Origin of the sequence: Streptomyces sp. NPDC048331, from assembly GCF_043201215.1 — a bacterium.
In the GTDB taxonomy this organism is placed as follows: Bacteria; Actinomycetota; Actinomycetes; order Streptomycetales; family Streptomycetaceae; genus Streptomyces.
On record NZ_JBICYT010000045.1, the window covers coordinates 1 to 22,179 of the forward strand.

Below are 22,179 nucleotides of genomic sequence, written 5' to 3' on the forward strand. Positions count from 1 at the left end.
GGGGTGACGTCAGGGCAAACCAGCAGGTCGCAGGTCACAGCACAGTCGCCGGGAGCTCTCGCGCGGCAGGCAACCCGCAGGGAAAGGTGTCTCGTGCTTTCCGCCGAAGGAACTCTCCCGAAGGTCGATTTCGCTGTTTTCGCAGACACGGGCTGGGAACCCCGGGCCGTTTATGACCATCTCGACCGGCTCGAACGGGAGATAGCCCGGCCCGCCGGAATACCGATTCTCCGCGTCACCGCCGGAAACATTCGCAACGACGCCCTCGACCCGAATCACCGATTCGCGTCGATGCCGCTCTATATCCTTAACGAAGACGGCAGGCCTGGAATGACCAGGCGGCAATGCACCGGCGAATATAAAATAAAGCCGATTAAACGACAGATTCGCGAACTGCTCGGATACCCGCACCCTCTGCGCGTTCCGAAGGGGCTCTTCGTCGAACAGTGGGTCGGCATTTCCACCGACGAGTTCCATCGCGCCAAGGACTCCGACGTCAAATACATGCGCAACCGGCATCCCCTGATCACCGATCTGGACTGGTCGCGCGCCGACTGCACACGCTACCTGTCCGAGCTCGGACTGGCCGACACCCCTAAGTCGAGCTGCCTTGGTTGCCCCTTTCACGGAAATGCGCAGTGGAGGAGCATCCGGGACGCATCCCCTGCCGAGTGGGAAGATGTTGTCGCCTTCGACGAGGCTATCCGAAAAGGCAATGCCCGCGCGAACGCTTCGGGAAATCCACTGCTCGGCCAGGCTTTCCTGCACCGCTCCCGCGTGCCGCTCGGCGTTGCGCCGATCGACCACGTCACCCGCTCGGAGCGGGCCGCCGCCGAACTCGACGAGCTCGAAAACGGCGTGGTCAACGGCTGCTCGCCCTGGGCCTGCCGCGGCGAAGAGGACGCCGAGCAGGACGACTTCGGGCTGACCGCGTGAAGGACCTCGTCGTGGACCTCTTCGCCGGCCCCGGCGGCTGGAGCCACGCGCTGGGTGTGCTCGGCGTCCGCGATGTCGGCCTGGAGTGGGACGAGTGGGCCTGCAAGACCAGGGCCGCAGCAGGGCAGTTGACGATCCGCACGGACGTGGCGATGTATCCGGTGTGGCCGTTCACCGACCGCACCCGGGGGTTCATCGCCTCGCCGCCCTGCCAGGCCTGGTCCATGGCCGGCAAGCGCCTGGGCCTGGTGGACCAGCCGCTGGTCCACCAGGCCGTCGCCGACCTTGCCGCAGGTCGCGACACCCGGGCGCAGCTGCTGACCGCGTGCAGGGACCCCCGGAGCCTGCTGGCCGCGGAGCCGATGCGCTACCTCCACGCCCTCCAATCGGTGGGGAGGCCGGAGTGGATCCTCATGGAGGAAGTCCCCGACGTCCTGCCGCTGTGGCGGCAGTACGCCGTGATCCTGCGGGGCTGGGGCTTCTCCGTCTGGACCGGGATCCTCAACGCCGCCGACTACGGGGTTCCGCAGACACGGCGGCGGGCGATCCTGATCGCCTCGCGCACCCGCACCGCCCTACCGCCACCGCCGAGCCACGCCCAAGGAGCGGAGCCGGAAGGGCTGTTCGGGCCGGGCCGCGAGCAGTGGGTGTCCATGGCCGAGGCGCTCGGCTGGGGGGCGACCGACCGGCCCGTGCCGACCGTCTGCGCCGGCGGCGGGCCCGGAGGCGGCCCCGAGCCCTTCCCTTCCGGGGCCCGCAAGACCCTCACCGACGCCCGCGACCGCGGCACCTGGAAGGCGCCTGCCCCGCGTACCGGATCCCAGCAGCGGCGAAGCCGCCCGGCCCGCTCCGAAACCCCGGCCTGCACCTGCGGGAAGCACCCCTGGGCCTGGTCACTGCGGAGCAACAACCAGGCCAACGCGACCATCCGGCCCGCGACCGAGCCCGCCGGGACACTCTTCTTCGGACACCGCGCGAACGAGTGCATGTGGGTCGCCGAACCCGCCACCGGCTCGCGAACTCCCGGCGCCGACTCCACCAGCCCCGCTCCGGAGTCGATCCGGATCACCGCCACCGAGGCCGGGATTTTGCAGAGCTTCCCCGCCGACTACCCCTGGACCGGTACCAAGGGCCAGCAGTTCTCCCAGATCGGCAACGCGGTCCCCCCGCTCCTCGCGGGCCACCTCCTGGCCCCGCACCTCGGCAAGACCCTCAACCGCTCCAACTTCACCCTGGCCGCCTAATGCCCAAACCCCCCAACAGAGAAGAGGACTTCGTCCTGGAGGAACCCTCGCCTGATCCGCCCGTCCGGTTCGCCGAGCAGGCCCTCCTCGGAGCCCTCATCCTCGAACCCCTCCGGATCAAGACGCTCGGCCCGCTCGGGCCCGAGCACTTCAGCGTCCCGATGCACGACGCCCTCTTCGCGGCGATGCGCACGCTCACCCCACCGGCCGCCGCGGTCCACGTCCGCGAGCCGGTGTGGATCACCTCCCTCCTGGAACAGGCCCGCCCGCACGCACGCGGCCTGACCGCCTCCTACCTGCACACCTTGGTCGCCTCCTGCCCCGAGCCCGCTCACGCACCCGCCTACGCCCGGATGATCGTGGCCAACCGGACCCGCCTGACCATCCGCAACGCCGCCGAACAGCTCATCCAAGCAGCCACCCACCCAGCACCGCCCAACCCCTGCGCGCACGTCCTGGACCGTGCCGACGCCCTCGCCGCCGTCCTCGACAACCTCGCCGGGCTCTTCCCCTCCCACCCCGGCTCGGTTCCCCGCACCCCGCTGCCGCCCCCGCCACCCCGGGATGCCAGCCCTGAGAGCGGCACCGTCGAAGTGGAACAGCTGCTGCTGTCGACGGCAGCAGCACGCCCCGCCTGCCTGTCCGAGATGCGGTGGCTGCGCCCCGAGGACTTCGCCGTCCCGCTGCACGGCGTCCTGTACCGGTCCATGTCCTCCCTGGCTTACCGGGGCGACCCGATCGACGCGGTGACGGTCCTCTGGGAGGGCCAGCACCACGGCCTCCTCGATTCAGGGACAACCCCGCAGGAGGTGCTGGACCTCCTCGCCACCCCGGCCGGATCCGCAGAGCACTGGGGCGAGCAGATCCTTCAGCGCGCGCTCCTGCACCACGCCCACGCCACAGGCCTCCATGTTCGCGCCGTCACCAACGACCCCGCGAACACCCCGCACCAGCTGGTCACCGGCAGCCGCCGTGCACTCGCCGACCTCAGCGCCGTCCGGGCCCGCTGGCAGCACGCCACCCGCCCAGCCCCCTCCGGCCCCCGCCGCAAGCCCGCCCCACCATCGCGCGCCGGCCCTGTCACCCCACGCCTCATCCCCGCCACCGTGTCCACACGGACCTCCCGATAGTCCACCACCGAGCGGGCCCGGCCGAGCACCTCGGCCGGGCCCCGGAATCGAGTCCCATGCCCCAGCCCGGCCTCGGCGAAGCGCACATCCTCCTCGCGCTCCATCCCGACCACAGCAGCGCCGTGACCGCCACCCTCGCCGGCCCCGAGACCAGCCGGAATCTCGCACGCATCTCCCTGTCCAACCGCGGCTTCCAATGGATCGACCTCACCACGCTCGTCCTGACCCGCATCGATCACGACGAGCCCCACTACGCCGACCAGGCCGCGCGGGCCCTGCGAGAGGTGGGCGCGACGGTGGAGATCACACCGTCGCTCCAGGAGGAGATCGACACCGAGTGGGCGTACGGCAACTACCCGATGCCCTACCTCGACCGGACGGAGATCCGGGAGGTCAGCGCCGAGGCCCAGCGGATCCACGACGACATCGCCTCTGGCCGCCTCACCATCCACTGCCATGCTCACGACGGATGGACCACCGTCGCCGTCGGCACCTACGAAGACGGAAGGAGCGTCTCCTTCCACGGCGAGGACTACCTCCGCCAGGAGGTCACCAACTACGGATCAGAGGCAGAGGCCGTCGCGGACTTCCACCGCCAGCACTCTGTCGCCGTCCGCCCCGGGCCAGCCCCCCTCACCGACATCGAGCAGGCAGCCAGACAAGTCCTTGCCACACCGCCCTCCCAGGGACCTGTACCTGCCCCGGGCCCAGGCGTCGTGCCCAGCGAGGCGACGCCGGAAGAAGTGCCCGCCTACGCCGTCGGACCCGGCGACCACGAAGCCCTCCTGGTCGACTTCTTCGCCAAACATGAGGAATGGGGCAAGTGGCGGCCCCACGACGAGACCACCATCGCCAGCCACGAGTCCCTGACCCTGCGCATCGAGTTCCTCCACGAAGCACGACACGGCGACAACGCCTGGACGATCGCCGCCTACGAGTCCCCCGTAGGCGAGCGCCTCTGGCACGCCACCGCCACCCCCGCCACCCCGGTCGAGATCGTGCGGGTTCTGCTGGACAGCCTCAGCGAAGACAGCTGGGGCCGGGGCACCGACGCCCCGGTCACGGAGGCCGATCTCGCCGAAGCCTCGCGCCCCCTGGAGGACGCCGGCTGGCCGTTGAGGGTCGGACCCCGGTTGATCGACTGGACGGCCCCCGATCGTGCCGCAGGACTGCGTTTCGATACCTCCGCCCAGGCGGGAGGCTCCCTACCGGCCTGGACTGTCTGGGGCGGCAACACTGCCGACAACCCCGGCTGGGCCATCCGCCTCTCCACGCACGCCCCCGCAGCGCTCGTCCAGGACGTCACCGTCGAGCTCGCCCTCTGCCAAGTCCATCGACAGCTCCGGCCTAGCGTCGCAACCGTGCCCATCCTGCCAGCGCAGGCCTCCATGGCCCGCCCTTCGGCATCGGTGCCCCGGACGGCACCCCGGCGCTGACTCCCCTACCGGCGGGCGCTCAAGCCAGGGCCCGGGAGGCCCGTGTGCGGGAGGGACCTTGGTGGGGTGGCACAGTGAGCCGGTGATCCCTTCCCCCTTCGCCGATGTCCCGCCCCTCGTGTACACCGACAGCGTGGACATACCCGTGCTGTTCCGCGACAGCCCGGCGGCTCGCCCGTTCAAGCAGTGGCGGACCGCGAAGCCGGCCCCCTGGCCCGCGACTGCCGGGTTTCCCGCGAAGAACGGCTGGTACCTGCCGACCACCACCTGGCGGGAGATCCTCAAAGCCGCCACCGAAGTGGGGCGGGACATCACCCCGAACCTCCTGCGCATGCCCCAGCTGGCCAGCAGCGAACTCGTCGCCCGCGTCGCTCCTCTCTACGCCTACCTCGGCACCCACACCGTCGACACCAAGCACACCGTGGCCGGCAGCAAGGGCCGCCGCCTGACCGTCAACCCGGTCTACGAGTACGGCACCGAACGGTCCGCGAAGAACGCCCTCGGCTACCGCCTGGGCATGACCATGGCCGAGTGGGCTACCCGCTCCCTGATGGGGCTGGGCCAGACCCTGCACATCGAGGACGGCGGCCCCGTCCCCGCCCTCCGCGACAAGTTCGTCTCCACCTCCGCGAAGCTCCCGGACCTGTGGGGCCTCCACGAGCAGGAGGACCTGTACTGGCTTATCGAGGCCAAGGGCGGCAACGTCCGCAGCCCCCGTCTCTGGGACGGCTGGAAGCAGCTCCAGGGCGGCAGCAAAGTCCTCCACGAGTACGCTCACCGGCGGATCCTCGTCGGAGCCAGCGTCCAGCCCCAGGGCGACCTGTTCCTCACCGTCGACCACGACCACCACCCCGGCAAACCGCCCCTTCCCCCCGCCGGCGGCACCACCAACCCCCCGGCGCCCGGTTCCCCCGAGGACCACCTCGGCGACAACGACGACGCCCTCATGGGCACCGCGCGCGCCCAGATGCTCGTGTACCTCGCTCTCAGCGGCGCCCAGCCCTCCCGGCTCAAGACCGTGGCCCTGCCCGCCGACCGTACGAACCGCCGGCGAAACACCCGCGGGGTCATCACGCCTGTGGAACGCGACCCGGACGCCCATGCCCTGCGCAGCAGTGTCCGTACCGAGCTCGCCGACGCCAGCCCATCCGCCCGCCGTGAGTACGCCCGGGCCCTCGGCCTCGACGACTTCCTGACCTACCGCGTCCCCGGGACCGAGCTGCACCTGGGCATGTCCCGGCAGCTCTTCGCCGCCTGCGCCCAGCTCCACCGCGAGGACCAGCTGATCGCCGAGCGCACTCCGGGCATGCGGGCCGAGGACGTCGGGGCCGACGAGCCCGCCAGCGAGGAAGCCGAGGAGCGCCGGCGCCACACCCAGCGCAAGGTCTTCCGCGAACAGCAGGAGGAAGAGCGCGCCCGGATCGAGCCCCGCGTTCGTGCGGCCTTCGAGGACGGCAGAGACCGCCCCTGGCGAGACCTGCTCCACGCCCAGGACGACCCGCGGCTCGACCTCGACGAGGACCCCGGCCTCCTCGAAGCCGCGACAGCCGAGACCTACCTCGCCATCCGCGAAGACGACCTCCCCCACCACGAGCGCTAACCACCCGCGCACTGCAACTACGCCGCAGCCCGCAGGTTCGGTGCCTCGGGAAGAAGGCCCCGCGCACGGGGGATGACGCGGGGCCTTCGCCCAAACCATAGCCGTCCAGCCACGAGGACGCGGCGGAAGATAGCAGCGGATCCCCGGTCAGCCAAACCGGGGAATCTCCGGACCATTAGAAATCCACCGCCATCCCTGCCCGCACTATCGAAAGGCACTGACACGAACCGAGCCGACCAGCCTGTCTCGAACCCCATCTGGTCCTGCCTGGCCCCGGACACCGGGCCCTCACGCCAGGGCGTAGCTCTGCCGGAAGTAGTCGGCGGCGCGCTCCAGGTCCCGCTCGGTCTGGAGCGTCAGCTCCAGGTCACCGGTGCCATGGTGGCCCAACCCCGTCACGTCCCGCGCGAAGCCGGGCACGAGGTCGACCGACGCCGGGTCGGCCTTCAGGTAGACCAGCAACTTGGCCTTCTTCGGCGGGACCAAGCACGCGTAGTTATGCATGCGCCGGTACGCCGTGTAGGTCTGGTTCGCCACCCTCGTAAGGTCCTCCCCGAGCCCGAGCAGCACCTCGTCGACCGCCGCGGCCAGCTCCGCCATCGCCCCGGCCCCCGTCGCGGTCCGCTGCGCCTTCGCCGTACCCTGGCTCCGGCTCCCAGCTCTCCGCGGCGCGGCCCGGCCGGCGAAGGACGCCACCGTCTCAAGGCCGACGTGCTCGCTGCCGAAGTACCGGTAGCGGACCAGGTCGATCGCGTGCCGGTGCTCGCGGACGGCATGGATGTCGTAGCGGGTGAAGTCGCCAGCCACGCAGATCAGCCTCGGTGCGCTCCAGAGCACCTGGGCCGCGGCGTGAACCCCGATCCGGTCGCGGACCAGGTGCCGGAATGTGTCCCGGTGGTCGAGGAGCCAGGCCATGTAGAACAGGCCCTGGTTGATCACGCCCGCGTCGGTACCGCGCTTGTACTCGACGATCACCGGTGCGCCGTTCTCGTCAAGGCCCAGGGAATCGATCCGACCGCCGTGCACCGGCCCGGTGCTGTACTCGCTCGCCAGGAACCGGACGCCGAGCATCGTCTCCATGTGCGCCTCGAGGAGATCCTGCACATCCGCCTCGGCCTCGGCCAGACGCGGCGCGACCTCCGTCACGCCGCCCTTCGTGTTGAACAGTTTCAGGCCCGACACCTCCCCCTTCTCGACTCTGCCCCAGTGCAACAGCGGACGGGTCAAGATTGTTTCCGGGAGGGTCTTCGGACTTGTGTGGGCCGTGTGAGAGGCTACGTACGGCGGCCGGGACGGTTTCCGTCCCAGATCCCACATGCGCCCCACGGCTCTCCCGATCAACCGTCAGGGAGGCGTGTTTTCGCAGGTCAGCCCCCGTCGCTCAGTGGATAGAGCACGCGCCTTCTAAGCTCTTGGCGCATCTCACACAATGCCGCGAACCAGTCACCGCACCCACCCCACGGCAAGCCATTGCCGAATAGATCCGACACGGAAAGAAGGATCTGCCGGACCTCCGGCCGAAATGGATCGCTTTCACGTTCGATTCCGAGGCATTGTCAGTGCCGTGTCCTAGCGTGAATTCCCCGTCGAGGGAATGGTGTTGGGAGGGCTCTCAGTGTTCTTTGGCGAGTCATCTGCGGCGTACGAGAGCATCACGTCGCGGATGAAGGCGCTGGCTGTGGTGCGGCCGCTATTGGCGCTCGACGACAGTCCGGCGAAGCGTGAGCGAGGCTGGGAGGGGTACCGGATGGCCGAACTCGCCCTGGTTACCATCGACTTCTTGACGCTGCGGATAGGGGCGCGGACGGCAGTTCGACAGGAAGCCGTCGTGGAACGGGTGGCTGAGTCTGCGGAGCTCCAGGTACCAGGGCGTGCGGGCACCGAGTATCGGGAAGTCGCGCGCTGGCTAGTGGAGCGCCTGATCAACACCGAGAGACACGACCGGTGCTTTCGGCACGAGATCGGCAGCGTAACGGGCGACGGCTTCGTCGTCAGGGAGTTTCCGTTCCAGATCCTCAAAGACGTGCCGGACGAAGCCGGGCAGGCTGCGCTGACAGTTACTGATGCGGCCATCACCGTGCTCGTCCATGCGGTCGATGTGGACATCGCCTCCGAGCAGATCGCGGCGGAGGCCAAGTTGGCCGCGTTGCTAAAGCGCGCGCGGATCGGTGAGGCGTGGCAGGCGGCCCGCACCGCTCATGTGCAGAGCATCCGGTACGCGAAGGAACTGCTGGATCGCATGGAGGAGATGAAACGCAACGTACGGGCCATCGACTGGGAGGCGGATCTTGAGGACCCGCTGAAGGAGGCGCAGGAGCACGTTGAGGAGAGGTCTCGGGCGGAGACTCAGCTGAAGGCGCAGGTGGCGCAGCTGCTCGAGGTCACGGAAGAGGAACACAAGCGGCAGCAGCTGGAGGCTCTGGATGCGCTGATCGAGGATTGTCTGCAGCGGCACTTGATGCTCATCGACATGCTGCTCAGGGTGGTTCCCGAGTTCCGGCGCCAGCAGGACCGGCAGATCTTCGTACCACCCGTGGTCCATACACGGGTGCACCTGCGCAGCCAGCTCCTGGAGCCGGCGCTCGAGCTCAGTATCGAGGACAGCAAGCGGCCCCTGGAGGCGTTCGTGCGCGGGGTGCTCGGTCCCGTGGGCCCGCGGGTGATGTACCTGTCGGACTACTTCGAGGCCCTGACACGGATTCCGGAACAGGCCGAGGTTGAGCTGGTCGCGGTGGGCGCATCGGACGACTGGGAAGACACGTCCGATCCACCGAGGTTCGACGACGCGCAGCATGCATGGGCGGACAGGCTACTTTCGGCCGTCCCGGGGGAGGGCGTGCGACTGTCTCGGTTGCTCGAGCGTGCCCGCGAGTGGGGCGAGGGCAGAGGGCCTGGTGACGACACTGACCATCTGCTGGCTATGGAGACCGCGCATCGGTTTCGGCATGTCCCGGTCGCCGAGCTGGCGCGCGGTGAGGAAGCCGTCGTTGTCGTGGACGACGGGACTGAGTTGGACGACCCGGTCTTCGGCGGCAGCGACTTCCTACTGTTGCCGGCCGTGGGCGAACAGGCCTTCGACAACGTTGATGCAGCCCCCTACACGCAACCGTCCCTTTCGCCAGAGTTTGTGCCCCGTGTCACGAATGACGATCTGGAGCCGAGTGCATGACGCAGTACGACGATGTTGCCGCAGCAGCCCGGATGGTGGCTCTGGCTATGACACGCGGCAAGTCCCCAGCACGTTCTGGGGAGTATGCCCGCCTCGTGCGGCGGTTCGATACGGAACCGGACTTCGCCCAGCTGGTGCGGAAGGTCGCGCAGGGTTTTGACCTCACGGTCCAGGAGGTGCACCCGCAGGCGGGGCTGGTCCTGGCAACCACGACCGAGACGGACTTCGCCGTCTCGGTCACCGACCTCGTGCCGAATGCGGAGAACCGGCCGCTGTACCTGCTCGCCCACCTGGCCATCGCGTCGCGGGCCTTCCCTCGTCCGGAGGACTTGGACGTAGATGAGCACGTCGCGAGGGTCTCGGTGCAGAAGGTCGACGAAGACGTTAGGGCCTATGCGACCGTCCTTGAGCGCCGTGCTGCAGCCGCCGACGAGGACACCGACCCGCCGGCCGACAGCCCCGGACTGGAGGGTTTGTGGCGGGCCTACCTGCGTCGCAACCCCACCGGTCGTACGGGCAAGGACAGGACTCCGCGGTCAGCGACCTACGCGCTGGTGAGAAAGGCTTTCACGCATCTCGAGCAGCGCGGATTCGTCCGCGCGACCAGTGAGGAAGAGGGCGGCACGTACGCCACCAACGTCCTGTACAGGCTGCACATCCGTGACCAGGCAGCCCGGGAAATGCTCCAGGAACTGGCCACCCTGGGCGTGGCGGCCTTGCCGCACCCCGATGCGCCACTCCCGTCCGAGGCCCCGGAACAGCCTGATGCTACGGACCACGGCATGCTCCCGGACTCCGCCCCAGCCACCTGACGCCATCGCGATGTAAGGACCCCTCTCCATGTACGAGTTGAACCGCATCCTGCTACGCAACTTCGGGCCGCTCGATGCCCGCTACGAAGACGTGAACCTGGACTTCTCTGGCGTGGGCCCCCTGGTTGAGACGGCATCCCTGATGCCGACGCCCGGACACGTCACGCAGCGGCCCTCGCCGGCCAGTCTGGTCATGCTCCAGAACGGCGGCGGCAAGGGTGTGCTGCTGACCGGCATCACCTGCACCACGATCCCGCTGCATCACCATGACCCGGAGGAGCTGCGGAGCTTCGCCGTTTCTCCGGCTCAGCCCTCCCATATCGTCCTGGAGTGGGCTGATGCCCGGACCGGCAGGCTCTTGGTCACCGCGCAGATCCTCGCGCCCGAGGGCGACGGCAAGCTCAAGCGCCGCTTCTACAGCTTCCACCCGGGTGCCGCCCTGTCCGCGGACGATCTGCCTTTCCACCGCGACGGTCACTGGCTGCCGTTCGACCACTACTACAACGAGCTGAGCGAACTACAGGCCACGGTCGAGGCGTTGGAACTACAGATCGTGGACGGGCAGGAGAAATGGGAGAAACATCAGGCCAGTCTGGGTCTCGAACCTGGCCTCTTCGATGTCCAGCGCAAGATGAACGCCACCGAGAGCGGGGCAGCCGAGGCGTTCACCACCTCCAGCGCGGCAGCGTTCGTCCAGTGGCTGCTGGAGAAGGCCAACGACGACGACAAGTACACCAGCCTCGGCAGTGCCTTCACGACCTATGCCGGCGCCCACGACCAGCGCGAGAAGCTGCTCAAGGAGCGGGAGTTCGCGCTGGCCATGGAGGAGATCTGCGCCGGTGTGGCCGAGCGGTACCAGGAACACATCGACCAGCAGCGCGAAGCTGGCCAGGCCAAGGACGGCCTCGCCGCCCTTGCCGCAGGGCTGATGCGTCGGCATCAGGTCCTCGCCGCCGCAGCACAGGCCACCACGGGCACGGTCAATGCGGCATGCCGGGCACATGAAGCAGCTAAGCAGGAACTGGACGTCGCCATTGCACGTGTAGCGCATGCGCGTTGGGCTGCGTGCGGTATCGAGCTGGGCGAATCAGCCGAGGAACAGAAGCGAGTCGCCGCGACGACGCAACGGCTGGAAGACCGCCTTGCGGGCTGGCGCAGTGTCCCGGTCGCTGTGGTCGCTGTGCGTCACGCGGCTGCCCGGGATCGCCACGGCCGCATGCAGCGGTCCCTCTCCGAGGCCGAGGAAACAGCCGCCCCTTATGTGCAGGCGTGTGATACCGCCGCGGCAGCGCTGCGGGCGGGCTACGCGGCGGCTGAAACGCAGGCGCGCGCCGAGGCCGGCAATCTGGGGAAGGAGATCTCCGAGTCGCGCAGCAAGATCCAGCAGTGGCGCGAGCGAAGCGACTCTCTCCATAGGGATGCCGGTACGGCTGAGGGAGAACAGCGCCAGTTGCGCCGTCAGGTGCAGGACTTCGAGGAGCAGCTGCACACCGCACGGGAAGTGGGACAGCTGCAGCCCGGCGAATGCGCCGCAGACGCCGCCTCCCGGATGGACGGCGAAGCTGATCACCACGGCGAGCTCTGTGTAGAGGCCAAGAAGGCACAGGATGAGGCCCGCAGCCGCCGGACGCAGGCATATCAGCAGCTACCTGCGCTGCAGGATCGGGCTCTCGATGACCGCCGCGCAGCGGAAGCGGCTGGAGCGGAGACCGACCGGCTCCGCGTCCGCGCCGAGGCCCTGCGCCGCCACCCCGTGACTGCGGAACTGCTTGAACTCGGCCTGCAAGACCTGCAAGACGGCGATGCCCTGACCTGGCTCGCCGACCACTACGCTGCCCTGCAGAACTTGATCGAGCGCAAGATCACCGCTCTGGACGGTGCGCTCAGGCGAACGCAGCTCCAGCACAGCGCGGATGAAGAACTCCTCGCCGCCCTGGACACCAGCGACGGCCTCCTGCCCGCCACCAAGGAGGTCCGCTCCCTTTGTGCCGACCTCTGTGCCCAGGGCATCGACGCCGTCCCCGGCTGGCAGTGGCTGCGCGACAACGTGCCCGCGGAGGATCACCAGCGCCTCATCAACGACCACCCAGACCTGGTCGGCGGCATCATCGTAGGCGGCGGCCCCGCAGCGCTGGATCAGGCGCAGCGTCATCTGGAGCGCACCCGTCCCCTGCCCACGGCGGCCGTCGCGGTAGGAACCGGGGAACGGATGCTGACGCCGGTACCCGACACAAGCGGCCGGATGGTGCCGGATCCGACCCCCGCCCTGCATGACGAACAGGCCGCGGCACTCGAACGAGCCGAGGTCGAAGACCGCCTGGCAGCCTCCACCCAGGCACTGGATGAGCTCGATGAACGCATCAGTCTCACCCGCGACTTGGGCAACAAGATCACGTACTGGCTGGAGGAGATCGGCTCCGTGAGCGTAGCGGCACGGCTCGAACAGCTCCAGGAGCTCCGGACGGCCGCGCAGGCATCCCAGGCCGGCCTTGAGGTCGCGCGCACCAGTGCCGAACAGCACGACGAGGCCGTCACCGCTGCCGAGGAGGTGCACACACAGCAGGAAACGGCGCACCACCAGGCCACCGAGGCCGCGCAGGCGATGCATCGCCTCGCGGAAGCCGAGGCGAAAGCCAGCCAGGCACGCGACCGGATCACCGCGCTCGAGGAAGAAGCTCAGCACCGTCATCGCGAACTCGAGGAACTGGGCGAGAAAGAGGAGACGGCACACGGCGACATCGCACGCATGACCCAGGCGGTGGAAGCCGCCGTCCAGCAGGCCCAGAGCCATGCCCAGGCGCGAAAGAAGGTCACCGCCACGCCCGAGGCCGAGCAGGCTCAGCACACCAAGGGAGCGCCCTGCGAAGCGCTCACCGTCCTCCAGCACCGCTACGAGCAGGCAGTCGAGGACCTGCGCAGTGTGGACATCGGAGAAGACCAGCGTCAGCGTGCCAAGGAAGCAGAAGACGCCTTGCGCGCCTGCCAGGACGAGTGGGCGCAGGTCCCTGACCGGGTCAAGCCCTTCGCCCAGGAGTACAGCCGTTCTCCCGCCGCGGCGGATGACGTCCAGCGCGACGCCGCGCAACGCGATCTAGGCCAGCAGATCGACAGTCTCCACGACCAGCTACGGCGCCTTCGGGACAAGGAGAGCCGTCTCAGGGAACGACACCGCACGCTCGCCACCGCGGCACAAGACATCAGCACCCAAGACGTCGCGCAGTGGACCCCGCACTCCCTCGAAGAGGCTCACGACCTGACCGCCCGTGCCGAACACGCCCAGGCGGAAGCGCAGCAGGCCGAACGCGGTGCCGGCGAGGAGTACAACACCGCTCGGAGGCAGCAGAGCCAGCACGCTCGCGAACTCGACGCCTTCGGTCATGTCCTGGCGCGCTTGGAGAGCACGATCGAGCAGTTCGCCATTCAACCTAAGGCGGACCCCTACGAAGGCACCGCCGATGCGGCCGAACCCGCCGCACGACAAGCCACAGCCCGCTACGAAGACGCCCGGCGCAAGCTCACCAGCACCGAGCGCCGCGTCGAAGACAGCGTGTCCTCGCTCAAGGACCAGGCCGCCGACGTCCGCTTCGAGCAACTCGACATCCCCTTGCGCAACCAGATCTCGGCTCTTGACCGGCGGCACATCCCCGCCGCCGCCCGCGAGTGGACTACGGCGCTGCACCACGCTGCCGCAGCACTGACGACCCAGCTCGAAGGCGTGAGCAAGGCGCGTGAGGCCCTCGTGTCCCAGCTCAGCCGCTTCGTCACCGAACTTCTCCAACAAGTGGACCAAGCAAGCCGGTTCTCCGTCTTCCCCAACGGCCCAACTCCCTGGGCAGGACAGCGCTTCCTCACCATCCGCTACAGGAAGCCCGAGCCCTCCGTGCTCACCGCCCATATGCGCGAAACCATCGACAACCTCGCCGCCAACCCGCGCACCCGCAAACTCAAAGGCACCGAGGTGGTCATGCGCTGCCTGCACGCAGCCGTTCCCCGCTTCACCGCCGAGGTCATGAAACCCAACGCCACCCAACGGATCGAACGCGTGCCCGTCGAGAAGATGAGCAAGATCTTTTCCGGTGGCCAGGAACTGACCGGCGCCATCCTGCTCTATTGCGCCCTCGCCGCCCTGCGCACCTCCCCCGGCCCCCGCAGCCGCACCCGCCACGGCGGACTGCTCCTCCTGGACAACCCCATCGGCCGCGCCAACGCCCCCTACCTCGTCGACATCCAGACGCAGATGGCGGCAGCCCTCGGCATTCAGCTCATCTACACCACCGGCCTGAGCGACGAAGCCGTCACAGCCCGATTCCCCGCCACCATCCAGCTGCGCAACGACGCCGAAACCCGCACCGGCCTCTCCCGCATCCGCCTCGACAACCACGTCCGCAACGCCCTCATCCCCACCCCTCGGACCGCCCCGGACACCCACGAGCCGGAAGTAAACGGATACCTCAGCTCCGCCCGCCTGTACACCAAGGGGGATACGAACCGATGACGGAGCCCACCCCCGAACAGCTTCCTCGCCTCTCACCAGGCGCCGTCCGCCTCAGTGCCGCACTGCACGCTCGCGCCGAAAAGGCCACCGTGCCGCGCGCCACCGTGATGGAAGCCTTCACCGCGGCCCTCCCCGGCACCGCCCGTGGTGAGGACTCCCGCACCGCACTGGCCACCCTGCTCGAAGAACTCTCCGACGCTGGCACCCTGCGGCTCCCCCACGGCCAGAGACACAAATGGGACGCAGGCCGCCCCGCCCTGCCCGAACAGATCCGATTGCCCGCAGTTACCCCACGCAAGCCTGCGCCTGTCAGCACACGGCGCTCCTACCGACCTGAACTCGACTGGGCCCACACGGCGTACCTCACCTCCGCCCATCACGAAGACCTCGGACTCATCAACCGATGGTTCCGCGACACCAGCAATCGTCCCGAACTTCGCGCAGCGATCCCCCTGCGCGAACGCTCGTACGAGATCTTCCAGGACGAAAAGCGCCTCGATGGTCTCCTCTCCGGTGCGCTCTTCGCCCCCAGCCGCCTTACCCTGGAACAGCTCGGCACCTTTCGCGAACCACCGCCCCTCGCCTACCGACTGCTCAGCGACGGAGACACCCTCCTGGTCGCCGAGAACAGCGACACCTACGCCACACTCCGAGACCTGCTCACCCCGAATCCCGGGCGCACCAAAGCCGTGGCCTTCGGCTCCGGACGAGCCTTCGAAGCCTCCATCGAAACCGTCAAAGAGATCCGTGGAATCCAGCGGATCGTCTACTACGGCGACCTCGACGCAGAAGGGCTGTCGATTCCCGCCCGCGCCTCCGTAACAGCAACCCAGTGCGGGCTGCCCTCAGTCGAACCCGCCTCCGCGTTGTACGACCTCCTCCTGAGCCACACCTCCACCCCGGGGCAGATGGTTTCCGATGAACGCGCCCACACGCTTACGGCCTGGCTGCCCCCCAGACTGCGACAGAGGACTCATGAGGTGCTGCTGGCGGGCCGCCGTATTGCACAGGAAGCAACGAACCGTAATCAACTGACCGGTGACGCCACCTGGTGCCCTTGAGTACGTCGGGAGAACGTCGTTGTGGCCGCACCGGGCCTCCCCCGCAGCCGTCCTGGCTCAACAAACAAGGGCCGAGGCTGTTCTCGACCCGGCGTAGGAGGCGCCCTGCCAGTCGGCTCGACTGCAGAACGTTACTGCGCAGAGAGGCCATGCGGACGCCGACGGAACGAGGGGTGGACTGTCGAACCACGCGACAGCCACCTCTCTCAGCGGGCAACACGGCCCGCCTACGGCGGCAACCTTCCCGCATGACTGCCCAGAAGACTGCGCGTCCAGCGGCGCGCTGCCGCGGCAAAAGCTGGCAGCGGATCCCCGGTTAGAAGCCGTATCTCAACCGAACGTGATCGCTTGATTTCCGCTGGTCAGGCATGGTCCAGCTCGGAATGAGGGAGGCATGCGGCGTCTTGTTTCGGCTCCGTGATCGAGGGGTGCGCGATGGCGTCGGTGCTGGGAATGCTGGAGGAGCGGGAGACGGCGGCCCGGGTGCGGGTGGAAGGACTGCGGGAGGAAGCCGCGCGGCTGGCCGGGGTGTTGGAGGCCGCGGAGATCGAGCTGGACCGGCGGGTGATCGCGCGGGAGGAACTGGTCGAGGCCCTGGCCGCCTCGGCTGCCGAGACCACCGCCGTGACCGAGTCGGACGCGGAAACCGTGTCCTCACCTGCGCCGGTGCCGGGCTCGATCGTGCCGCCTTGGCGCGAAGGACTGCCGGTGACGGTGCTGGCGCCGGACTACCAGCGGATTCTCGGCGTGCTCGAAGAGCGGCAGCCCGCGGGCCAAGGGCCGCTGAAGGCCAGGGAGATCACGGCTCAGCTGGGCTTGGAGACAACGTCGGCGAAGGTCGAGGGGGTGCGCTCGAAGGCCCGGCGTCTGGCCGAGCGCGGGTGGCTCCGGCAGGAGACATCGGGGGCATTCAGCGTCAGCCGGCAGCCCGTGGCCGTGCCAGACGCCGGCTCATCCGCGTGACCATCGACGACCGGATCATCGCCTCGCTGCTGGCCGGCAACGTCTCGTAGTCCCGGACCAGCCGGCGCGAATGCATCAGCCACGCGAACGTGCGCTCCACCACCCAGCGCCTCGGCAGCACCACGAACCCCTCCATACCGTCGGTGCGCTTGACGACCTGAAGGGTGAGCGCGAGTTTCTGACGGCACCAGTCGACCAGGCCGCCGGTGTAGCCGCCGTCGGCCCACACCAGGCAGATGTCACGGTGCAGGCGGCGCAGCCGGATCAGCAGGCCCACCGCGGCGTCGCGGTCGCCGATGTTCGCGGCGGTGACCACGACGGCCAGGAGCAGACCGAGCGTGTCGGTCACGATGTGCCGTTTGCGGCCCGGCACCTTCTTCCCGCCGTCGTAGCCGCGTGAGGCGGCCGGCACCGTCGCGGCGGCCCGCACCGACTGCGCGTCGATGATCCCCGCCGTGGGCTCGGCCTCACGGCCCTCGCGTTCACGGACCTTCCCGCGCAGCCGGTCGTGGAACTCGGTGATCAGCCCGTGCTCGCGCCAGCGACGGAAGAAGGCGTAGACGCGGCCCCAGTCTGGGAAGTCCGAGGGCATCGCCCGCCAGGAGATCCCGCCCGCGACCAGGTAGCGGATCGCGTCCAGCAGCTGGCGGTGGCAGTAACCCTCGGGCTGCCCGCCTCTGCCCTGGAGCCAGGCCGGCACCGGCAGCAACGGCCGGATGGCCGCCCACTCCGCGTCCGTCATGTCCGACGGATACCGGCGCACCCGATCGGGATGATCGGCCGCGTTGCCGTACACGTGCGCGAGACAGTCACACGATGGAGCAGCCGAGTTGAACTGTACGGGCTCGGACGCGTACAACAACGACACCAGGGCCTCCCGGCATTGCTTGGTCAGATTCGCATCCCCGAGCTACCGAGAGGCCCTGTCTTCATGCGCGCACAACGGGAAGATCACCCCGGCGGGAAACCTGTTCGACCCGCACGTTCCATGATCGGTTGAGATACGGCTTCTAACCAAGCCGAGGATCCGCTGGATCATGGCTCGTGCATCAAGACCGCAACGCCGGCGGCAACGCGTCATCCCACGACCTGCTGCGAGAGACTCCCGTTGAGGTGGAGGAACAGCTGCAGGGGGTCCAGATCCGCTGCGGTGAGAAGGGGGCCGAGGTCTCGTCGGGCCTGCGCGCCCTGGGCTGCAGGGCGGGGCGCGCCGCTCTGGAACGTGGCGGACGGGGTCGCCGGGGCCGGCACGCGGAAGCTGGTCCACGTCGCACCCCGCTGACGAACGAGGACCGGCCGGTGCCAGGCCATGAAGCAGGGAACCCGCGTGCCCTGACCGCGGGCGCGGGCGAGCACGGGGCCGGGCCACAAGCCGTCGGGCAGGCTGGCCAGCACCGTGACCGCCTTCGCACACGCGGCCTGCGGGTTGCTGAACTCGCCCGCGAGTTCCCAGACACCGGCCTCGTAGGTCGCGCTCAGATTGACGACAGCCAGAGCCCGGTGCGCCTCGACGACGGGGTCCGGTACGGCGCGGGCCCGCTTGCCGAGTGCTTCGACATCAGCCTTGGTGGCCACGGGGGCCCCGCGACGGCTCGTCTGCAAGTAGAGGTCCGCCGCACGGTCCGGCTGCGCACGGGCGACCGCGGTACGGCTCATCCTCCAGGCGGTGGCTGCCACCGGATCCGCCTGCGGTCCCTCGATCTCACCGTGCAGGCCGAGGAGCGACATGTGTACGGCGATCACCGCATCGAGGCGTTCTTCCTGTTCTCCAGGCAGGTCCTCCTCCGCCGCCCGCCGGTCCGGTGCGGCGATCGCGGTGAGTGCGCGGAGCAGATCCGCCGTGACGGCGCGCCAGCTGTAGTCGTTCTCGTCCCAGGCGCCCGCGGCGAGTAGCTGCAGGTGCAGGGCGGCGACCAGCAGAGTCGTCGGCAGGGACCACGGGCGAGGCCGGGCATCAGGCACCTCGTCGCTCGCCGGCCCCTGGCGGCACTTCCCGGCAACGTCGGCGGCCGCCTTGTCCGCTGCTTCTGCCTCGGACGCCAGCCGGCGTGCCAGCCTGCTCATCCACTTGCGGGAGTATGCGCGTGCGCCGTCAGGAAGCACGGCCGGAGCGTCCTCCGCCTCCGCTCCTGTGTCGAAGCCGGCTTCGACACCCTCCTCCTCGTCGTCCACCGAGAGGTACTCCGAGATCTGCCAGCGCTGGGCCGCCGGAGCCTGGAGGAGCTGCGGCAGGTCCATCGCGAGGGGTCCGAGGGCCACCTCGGTGAGCTCCGCGCCCAGTGTCCGGCGGCAGTCGGCCACTGTCGGCGGGACCCCGGCGGCCGGCGCCGACCGCCCTGCCGCATCCGTGACGACAAGTTCACGCAGCCGGGCGATGTCCTGCTCGAACCGTCGCGCGGCCGCCGGGTCGCCGAACAGGTCATCGACGGCGTAGCTGCCGGAGAGGCGCGGGACCGTGTCGGTTGCGCCGCGCGGTGCACAGCGGTCCGCGCTGTAGACGAAGGCGACGGCCGATTCGACGTAGGTCCCGTCGGCAAGTCGGCAGGTGGCGCGCACTGCTGCCCCCGGTGCCGTCGCCGCCAGCGGGAACACGTCGGTGTGACGGTCCGCCCGGACATGCCCGATCGTGGCCCACGAGCCCGGCGCGCCGCTGTCCGACGAGAGTTCGACGGAGACCTCCAGACCCTCGGGACGTCGGCCCAGTACGACTTCCAGCGCGGGTCCGTCCGCCCGTACGCCGAGCAGCACGAGTGCGGGCGGGGTTCCCGCTCCGGTACGGCCGGCCGTGGTGGATCCGGTGAGCTCCGGGACCGGGGTGGCCGGGCCCTCGTCCGGCAGCAGCGGGGTGGTGCCGGATGCCAGGACGGCGAGTTCGCAGTTGCGGGCGGGGCCGTCCGTGGTCCCGGGCGGGGCGTCCCCCACGGCCCGGGCGAGTGCCGCCCTGGTCAGGTTGGGGCTTCCGGTGAGCGCGTGCCAGCGGTCGCCCGTGCGCCACTCGATCAGCTTGCCGTGCCGCATCCTGGTCTCAGCGAGCTCGCGCACGCGGGCGGCAGGGTGCCCGGCGAAGGCACGCCGCACACCCTTCGCGTCGTAGCTGGACCACCTGCGCTGGAGTCCCAGGGTCACGTCGGCCGGGGACAGCCGGTCCCGGAGCAGCCGCAGCATCTCGCCCGAGGGGTCCACGAAGGGCGCGTACAGCCGCAGTTCGTCCACCGGCCCGACGGGGAGCTGGTCGAGGAGAGGCCGGTGCAGGTTGTGCACCAGGCGCACGTCCGTCCCTTCCGCGTCGAACGCGGGCGCCTCGCAGTGCAGCTCGGTCAGCAGGCCGGCGATGTGGCGCAGGTGCTCCGTCCACCAGGGGGTCATGGCGACGGCGTCCGGCAGTTCCTCCAGCCAGTCGGCGAGATCGGCCAGGAGCGGGTGGGAAGCGCTTCCGTCCGTGGCGACGACCGTCCACAGTTCGTCGTTGGTGCCCCACCCCGACTGCGTCGGATTGCCCGAGCCGATGGCGACGCGGCAGGCGTCGTCCCCCAGCAGCAGGGCCAGTTTGGGGTGGAAGGCCCCATGGCAGGAGGCGACGCCGTGGAGGTATCCGCGCCCGGCCTGCCGCACGTCGACTGCCTCGTGCAGGGCGTGTCCGGCGTCCCCCAGGATCGCGACGCGGGCGCCCAGCGCGCGGGCCACCGGGACGGCGACCGCCTCCAGGAAGGGGAGGTCGGTGGTGAAGCCCAGGACCAGGAACTCCCTGAGCGGTGCCTTGTCCGGGCGCTCCTGCCAGGCGCGCAGGAGGGAGACGGGCGAGGCGAATTCGGTGTGCACTGCCGCTGTCATGCCCTCACGTCCAGGCTCGTCCACGCCGCTTCGGTCAGAGTCAGGGAGCCGGCCTCACCCGCGTCGGCCTCGAAGAGGCCGAGCTGCCGGCCGAGGAAACCGAGCTGAGGAATCCGGATACCGATCTCCGCCTTCGACTCCTCGCCAATCCTGAAGTATCGGTCGTTACGCATGTGCAGGCGGGAGAAGATCTTGAGGCCGCCGGTCTGCGGGTCGTGGCGCAGCTTACGCAACGCCACCCTGCGGGACTGGGCCAGCATGTCGTCCGCCAGGCGGGACGCCAGGTCCCGCACCGGCCGGTCGCCGTACTCGCGCATCAGGGCCTCCATCCACATCGGGTCGAGGAACTCCCGCCGGTCGCCGAGGAAGGCCCGCTGGACCCCCGCGAACAGGGTGCCCGGGTGGGGATGTGCGCCAGGGGCGCCGTCACGGGCGCGGAGGCCGCCCGTGAGGAGGACGCGGATGTCCCGCCAGGGAGCCGGTTCCTCCTGGAGGAGCCGGGGCTCGACGGGTACGGAGTGCCCGGCGCGGTCGTGGACCGGGCCGAGTCCGGCGAGCGCCTCGTTGACGGTCCCGTCGGGCACCTGGTCACACAGCCAGACACGAAGCTCGGCCGCCGACCGGTCCTGGCCGCCGTCCTGCCCGTCCTGCGTACCGACCTCCGTCACGAGGTCCGCCCACAGCCGGCGCCACGCGGACACGGAGTAGTGGCGCAACAGCAGCCCCCGCCAGCGGGCTGCCTCGGGGGCAGCGGACAGTACGGCGTCGTCGGCCAGGCGGGGGCCGAACGCGACGGTCTCCCGCAGCGCACCGGTGTACGAATCTCCGCCGTGCAGCGCGACCGCCCGCGCGAGTACGCGCAGCGTGGCCCTCCGCGTCCGGTCGGTGGCCTGCCATTCCTCCGGACGGTGCGCCCCGTCGCGGGTCGCTGTCAGCAGCGAGGCCAGCCAATCCCGCTCCGCGGCACACGGCTGACCCAGCGCTGCAGCCCCCGCTTCCTGCAACTCGGCGGGCCGCACCTCGGCCCGCCCGGAGCCCGCGAGGGCGAGCAGCGGCGCGAACAGCTCGCGGACCTCTGCGGGGCACTCGTGCCGCCCCGGCCGGATCCCGCTTCTGTCGTACGCGACCATGCCGAGGACCTGGGCAGGTGCACCGTACTGGGACCAGAAGCCCCACGAACGGGGCGAGTAGACCCGGGCAGTCCGGTCGAGGTCGAGCCCGTCGCCGGCGGACAGCCGGGGGTACACGCCGTCATGGCCATGCGGGGAGAGCCCGCCAGGGATGCCGCCGGGCGACTGCGCGATCTGTACCGCTGCCAGCAGCACCTCCGCGCGACGCAGCAGCTCACGGCAACCCTGGGCATCAAGGTCCCGGCGCTCAGCCTCGGCGGCGGCCGCGGCGTAGAGCGTGTAGTAGCGCGCGTACTTGGTGACGCTGGACACCCCCGGCACGAGCCGGTCCACCAACCTCCGGACGGGCCCTTCGACGGACAGGGGGAACTT

Annotated in this window: 14 protein-coding genes; 10 read left to right on the forward strand and 4 right to left on the reverse strand. The window is 69.5% G+C overall.

Going from position 1 to position 22,179, the window contains the following annotated elements; all coding sequences use genetic code 11:
- The first annotated feature begins 93 nt into the window (after positions 1 to 93).
- From ACGFYY_RS36535 to ACGFYY_RS36555, 5 genes are all read left to right on the forward strand, one after another.
- Positions 94 to 936: a hypothetical protein gene (locus tag ACGFYY_RS36535; protein WP_393716207.1), complete on the forward strand. Its 843-nt coding sequence runs from the start codon at positions 94 to 96 to the stop codon at positions 934 to 936.
- Positions 933 to 2,180 (forward strand): DNA cytosine methyltransferase, encoded by a 1,248-nt coding sequence (locus ACGFYY_RS36540; RefSeq protein WP_393716209.1) that lies wholly within the window; start codon positions 933 to 935, stop codon positions 2,178 to 2,180. Before ACGFYY_RS36535 ends, ACGFYY_RS36540 begins: the two co-directional genes overlap by 4 nt.
- Positions 2,180 to 3,310, forward strand: a complete 1,131-nt coding sequence (locus ACGFYY_RS36545) for a DnaB-like helicase N-terminal domain-containing protein (RefSeq protein WP_393716211.1) — start codon at positions 2,180 to 2,182, stop codon at positions 3,308 to 3,310. Before ACGFYY_RS36540 ends, ACGFYY_RS36545 begins: the two co-directional genes overlap by 1 nt.
- Before the next feature lie 56 nt (positions 3,311 to 3,366).
- Complete coding sequence (locus ACGFYY_RS36550; RefSeq protein WP_393716213.1) at positions 3,367 to 4,746, forward strand: DUF317 domain-containing protein; 1,380 nt, start codon at positions 3,367 to 3,369, stop codon at positions 4,744 to 4,746.
- A gap of 82 nt (positions 4,747 to 4,828) precedes the next feature.
- Positions 4,829 to 6,346: a gamma-glutamyltransferase gene (locus ACGFYY_RS36555; RefSeq protein WP_393716215.1), complete on the forward strand. Its 1,518-nt coding sequence runs from the start codon at positions 4,829 to 4,831 to the stop codon at positions 6,344 to 6,346.
- A 288-nt stretch (positions 6,347 to 6,634) separates the two neighbouring features.
- On the opposite strand, the gene ACGFYY_RS36560 is transcribed toward ACGFYY_RS36555, so the two are convergent.
- Positions 6,635 to 7,528: a DUF5655 domain-containing protein gene (locus ACGFYY_RS36560; protein WP_393716217.1), complete on the reverse strand. Its 894-nt coding sequence runs from the start codon at positions 7,526 to 7,528 to the stop codon at positions 6,635 to 6,637.
- A 433-nt stretch (positions 7,529 to 7,961) separates the two neighbouring features.
- Here ACGFYY_RS36560 and ACGFYY_RS36565 point away from each other — a divergent pair, with 433 nt between their 5' ends.
- The 5 genes from ACGFYY_RS36565 to ACGFYY_RS36585 all read left to right on the forward strand — a co-directional run bounded on the left by ACGFYY_RS36565 (position 7,962) and on the right by ACGFYY_RS36585 (position 16,846).
- A complete protein-coding gene (locus ACGFYY_RS36565) occupies positions 7,962 to 9,515 on the forward strand; it encodes a hypothetical protein (RefSeq protein WP_393716219.1) in 1,554 nt (517 codons plus the stop codon).
- Entirely contained in the window at positions 9,512 to 10,327 is an 816-nt protein-coding gene (locus ACGFYY_RS36570; RefSeq protein WP_393716221.1) for a hypothetical protein, read from the forward strand. The genes ACGFYY_RS36565 and ACGFYY_RS36570 overlap by 4 nt, the downstream gene beginning before the upstream one ends.
- A 28-nt stretch (positions 10,328 to 10,355) precedes the next feature.
- Positions 10,356 to 14,822 (forward strand): hypothetical protein, encoded by a 4,467-nt coding sequence (locus ACGFYY_RS36575; RefSeq protein ID WP_393716223.1) that lies wholly within the window; start codon positions 10,356 to 10,358, stop codon positions 14,820 to 14,822.
- Positions 14,819 to 15,883, forward strand: a complete 1,065-nt coding sequence (locus ACGFYY_RS36580) for a Wadjet anti-phage system protein JetD domain-containing protein (protein ID WP_393716225.1) — start codon at positions 14,819 to 14,821, stop codon at positions 15,881 to 15,883. The genes ACGFYY_RS36575 and ACGFYY_RS36580 overlap by 4 nt, the downstream gene beginning before the upstream one ends.
- A 435-nt stretch (positions 15,884 to 16,318) precedes the next feature.
- Positions 16,319 to 16,846: a hypothetical protein gene (locus tag ACGFYY_RS36585; protein ID WP_393716227.1), complete on the forward strand. Its 528-nt coding sequence runs from the start codon at positions 16,319 to 16,321 to the stop codon at positions 16,844 to 16,846.
- Here ACGFYY_RS36585 and ACGFYY_RS36590 read toward each other — a convergent pair.
- The 3 genes from ACGFYY_RS36590 to ACGFYY_RS36600 all read right to left on the reverse strand — a co-directional run bounded on the left by ACGFYY_RS36590 (position 16,800) and on the right by ACGFYY_RS36600 (position 22,140).
- Entirely contained in the window at positions 16,800 to 17,588 is a 789-nt protein-coding gene (locus tag ACGFYY_RS36590; RefSeq protein WP_393716229.1) for an IS5 family transposase, read from the reverse strand. The genes ACGFYY_RS36585 and ACGFYY_RS36590 overlap by 47 nt on opposite strands.
- 335 nt (positions 17,589 to 17,923) lie before the next feature.
- Positions 17,924 to 20,677, reverse strand: coding sequence for a hypothetical protein (locus ACGFYY_RS36595; protein WP_393716231.1), 2,754 nt, complete (start codon positions 20,675 to 20,677; stop codon positions 17,924 to 17,926).
- Positions 20,674 to 22,140: a hypothetical protein gene (locus tag ACGFYY_RS36600; RefSeq protein WP_393716233.1), complete on the reverse strand. Its 1,467-nt coding sequence runs from the start codon at positions 22,138 to 22,140 to the stop codon at positions 20,674 to 20,676. Before ACGFYY_RS36600 ends, ACGFYY_RS36595 begins: the two co-directional genes overlap by 4 nt.
- Positions 22,141 to 22,179: the final 39 nt, after the last annotated feature.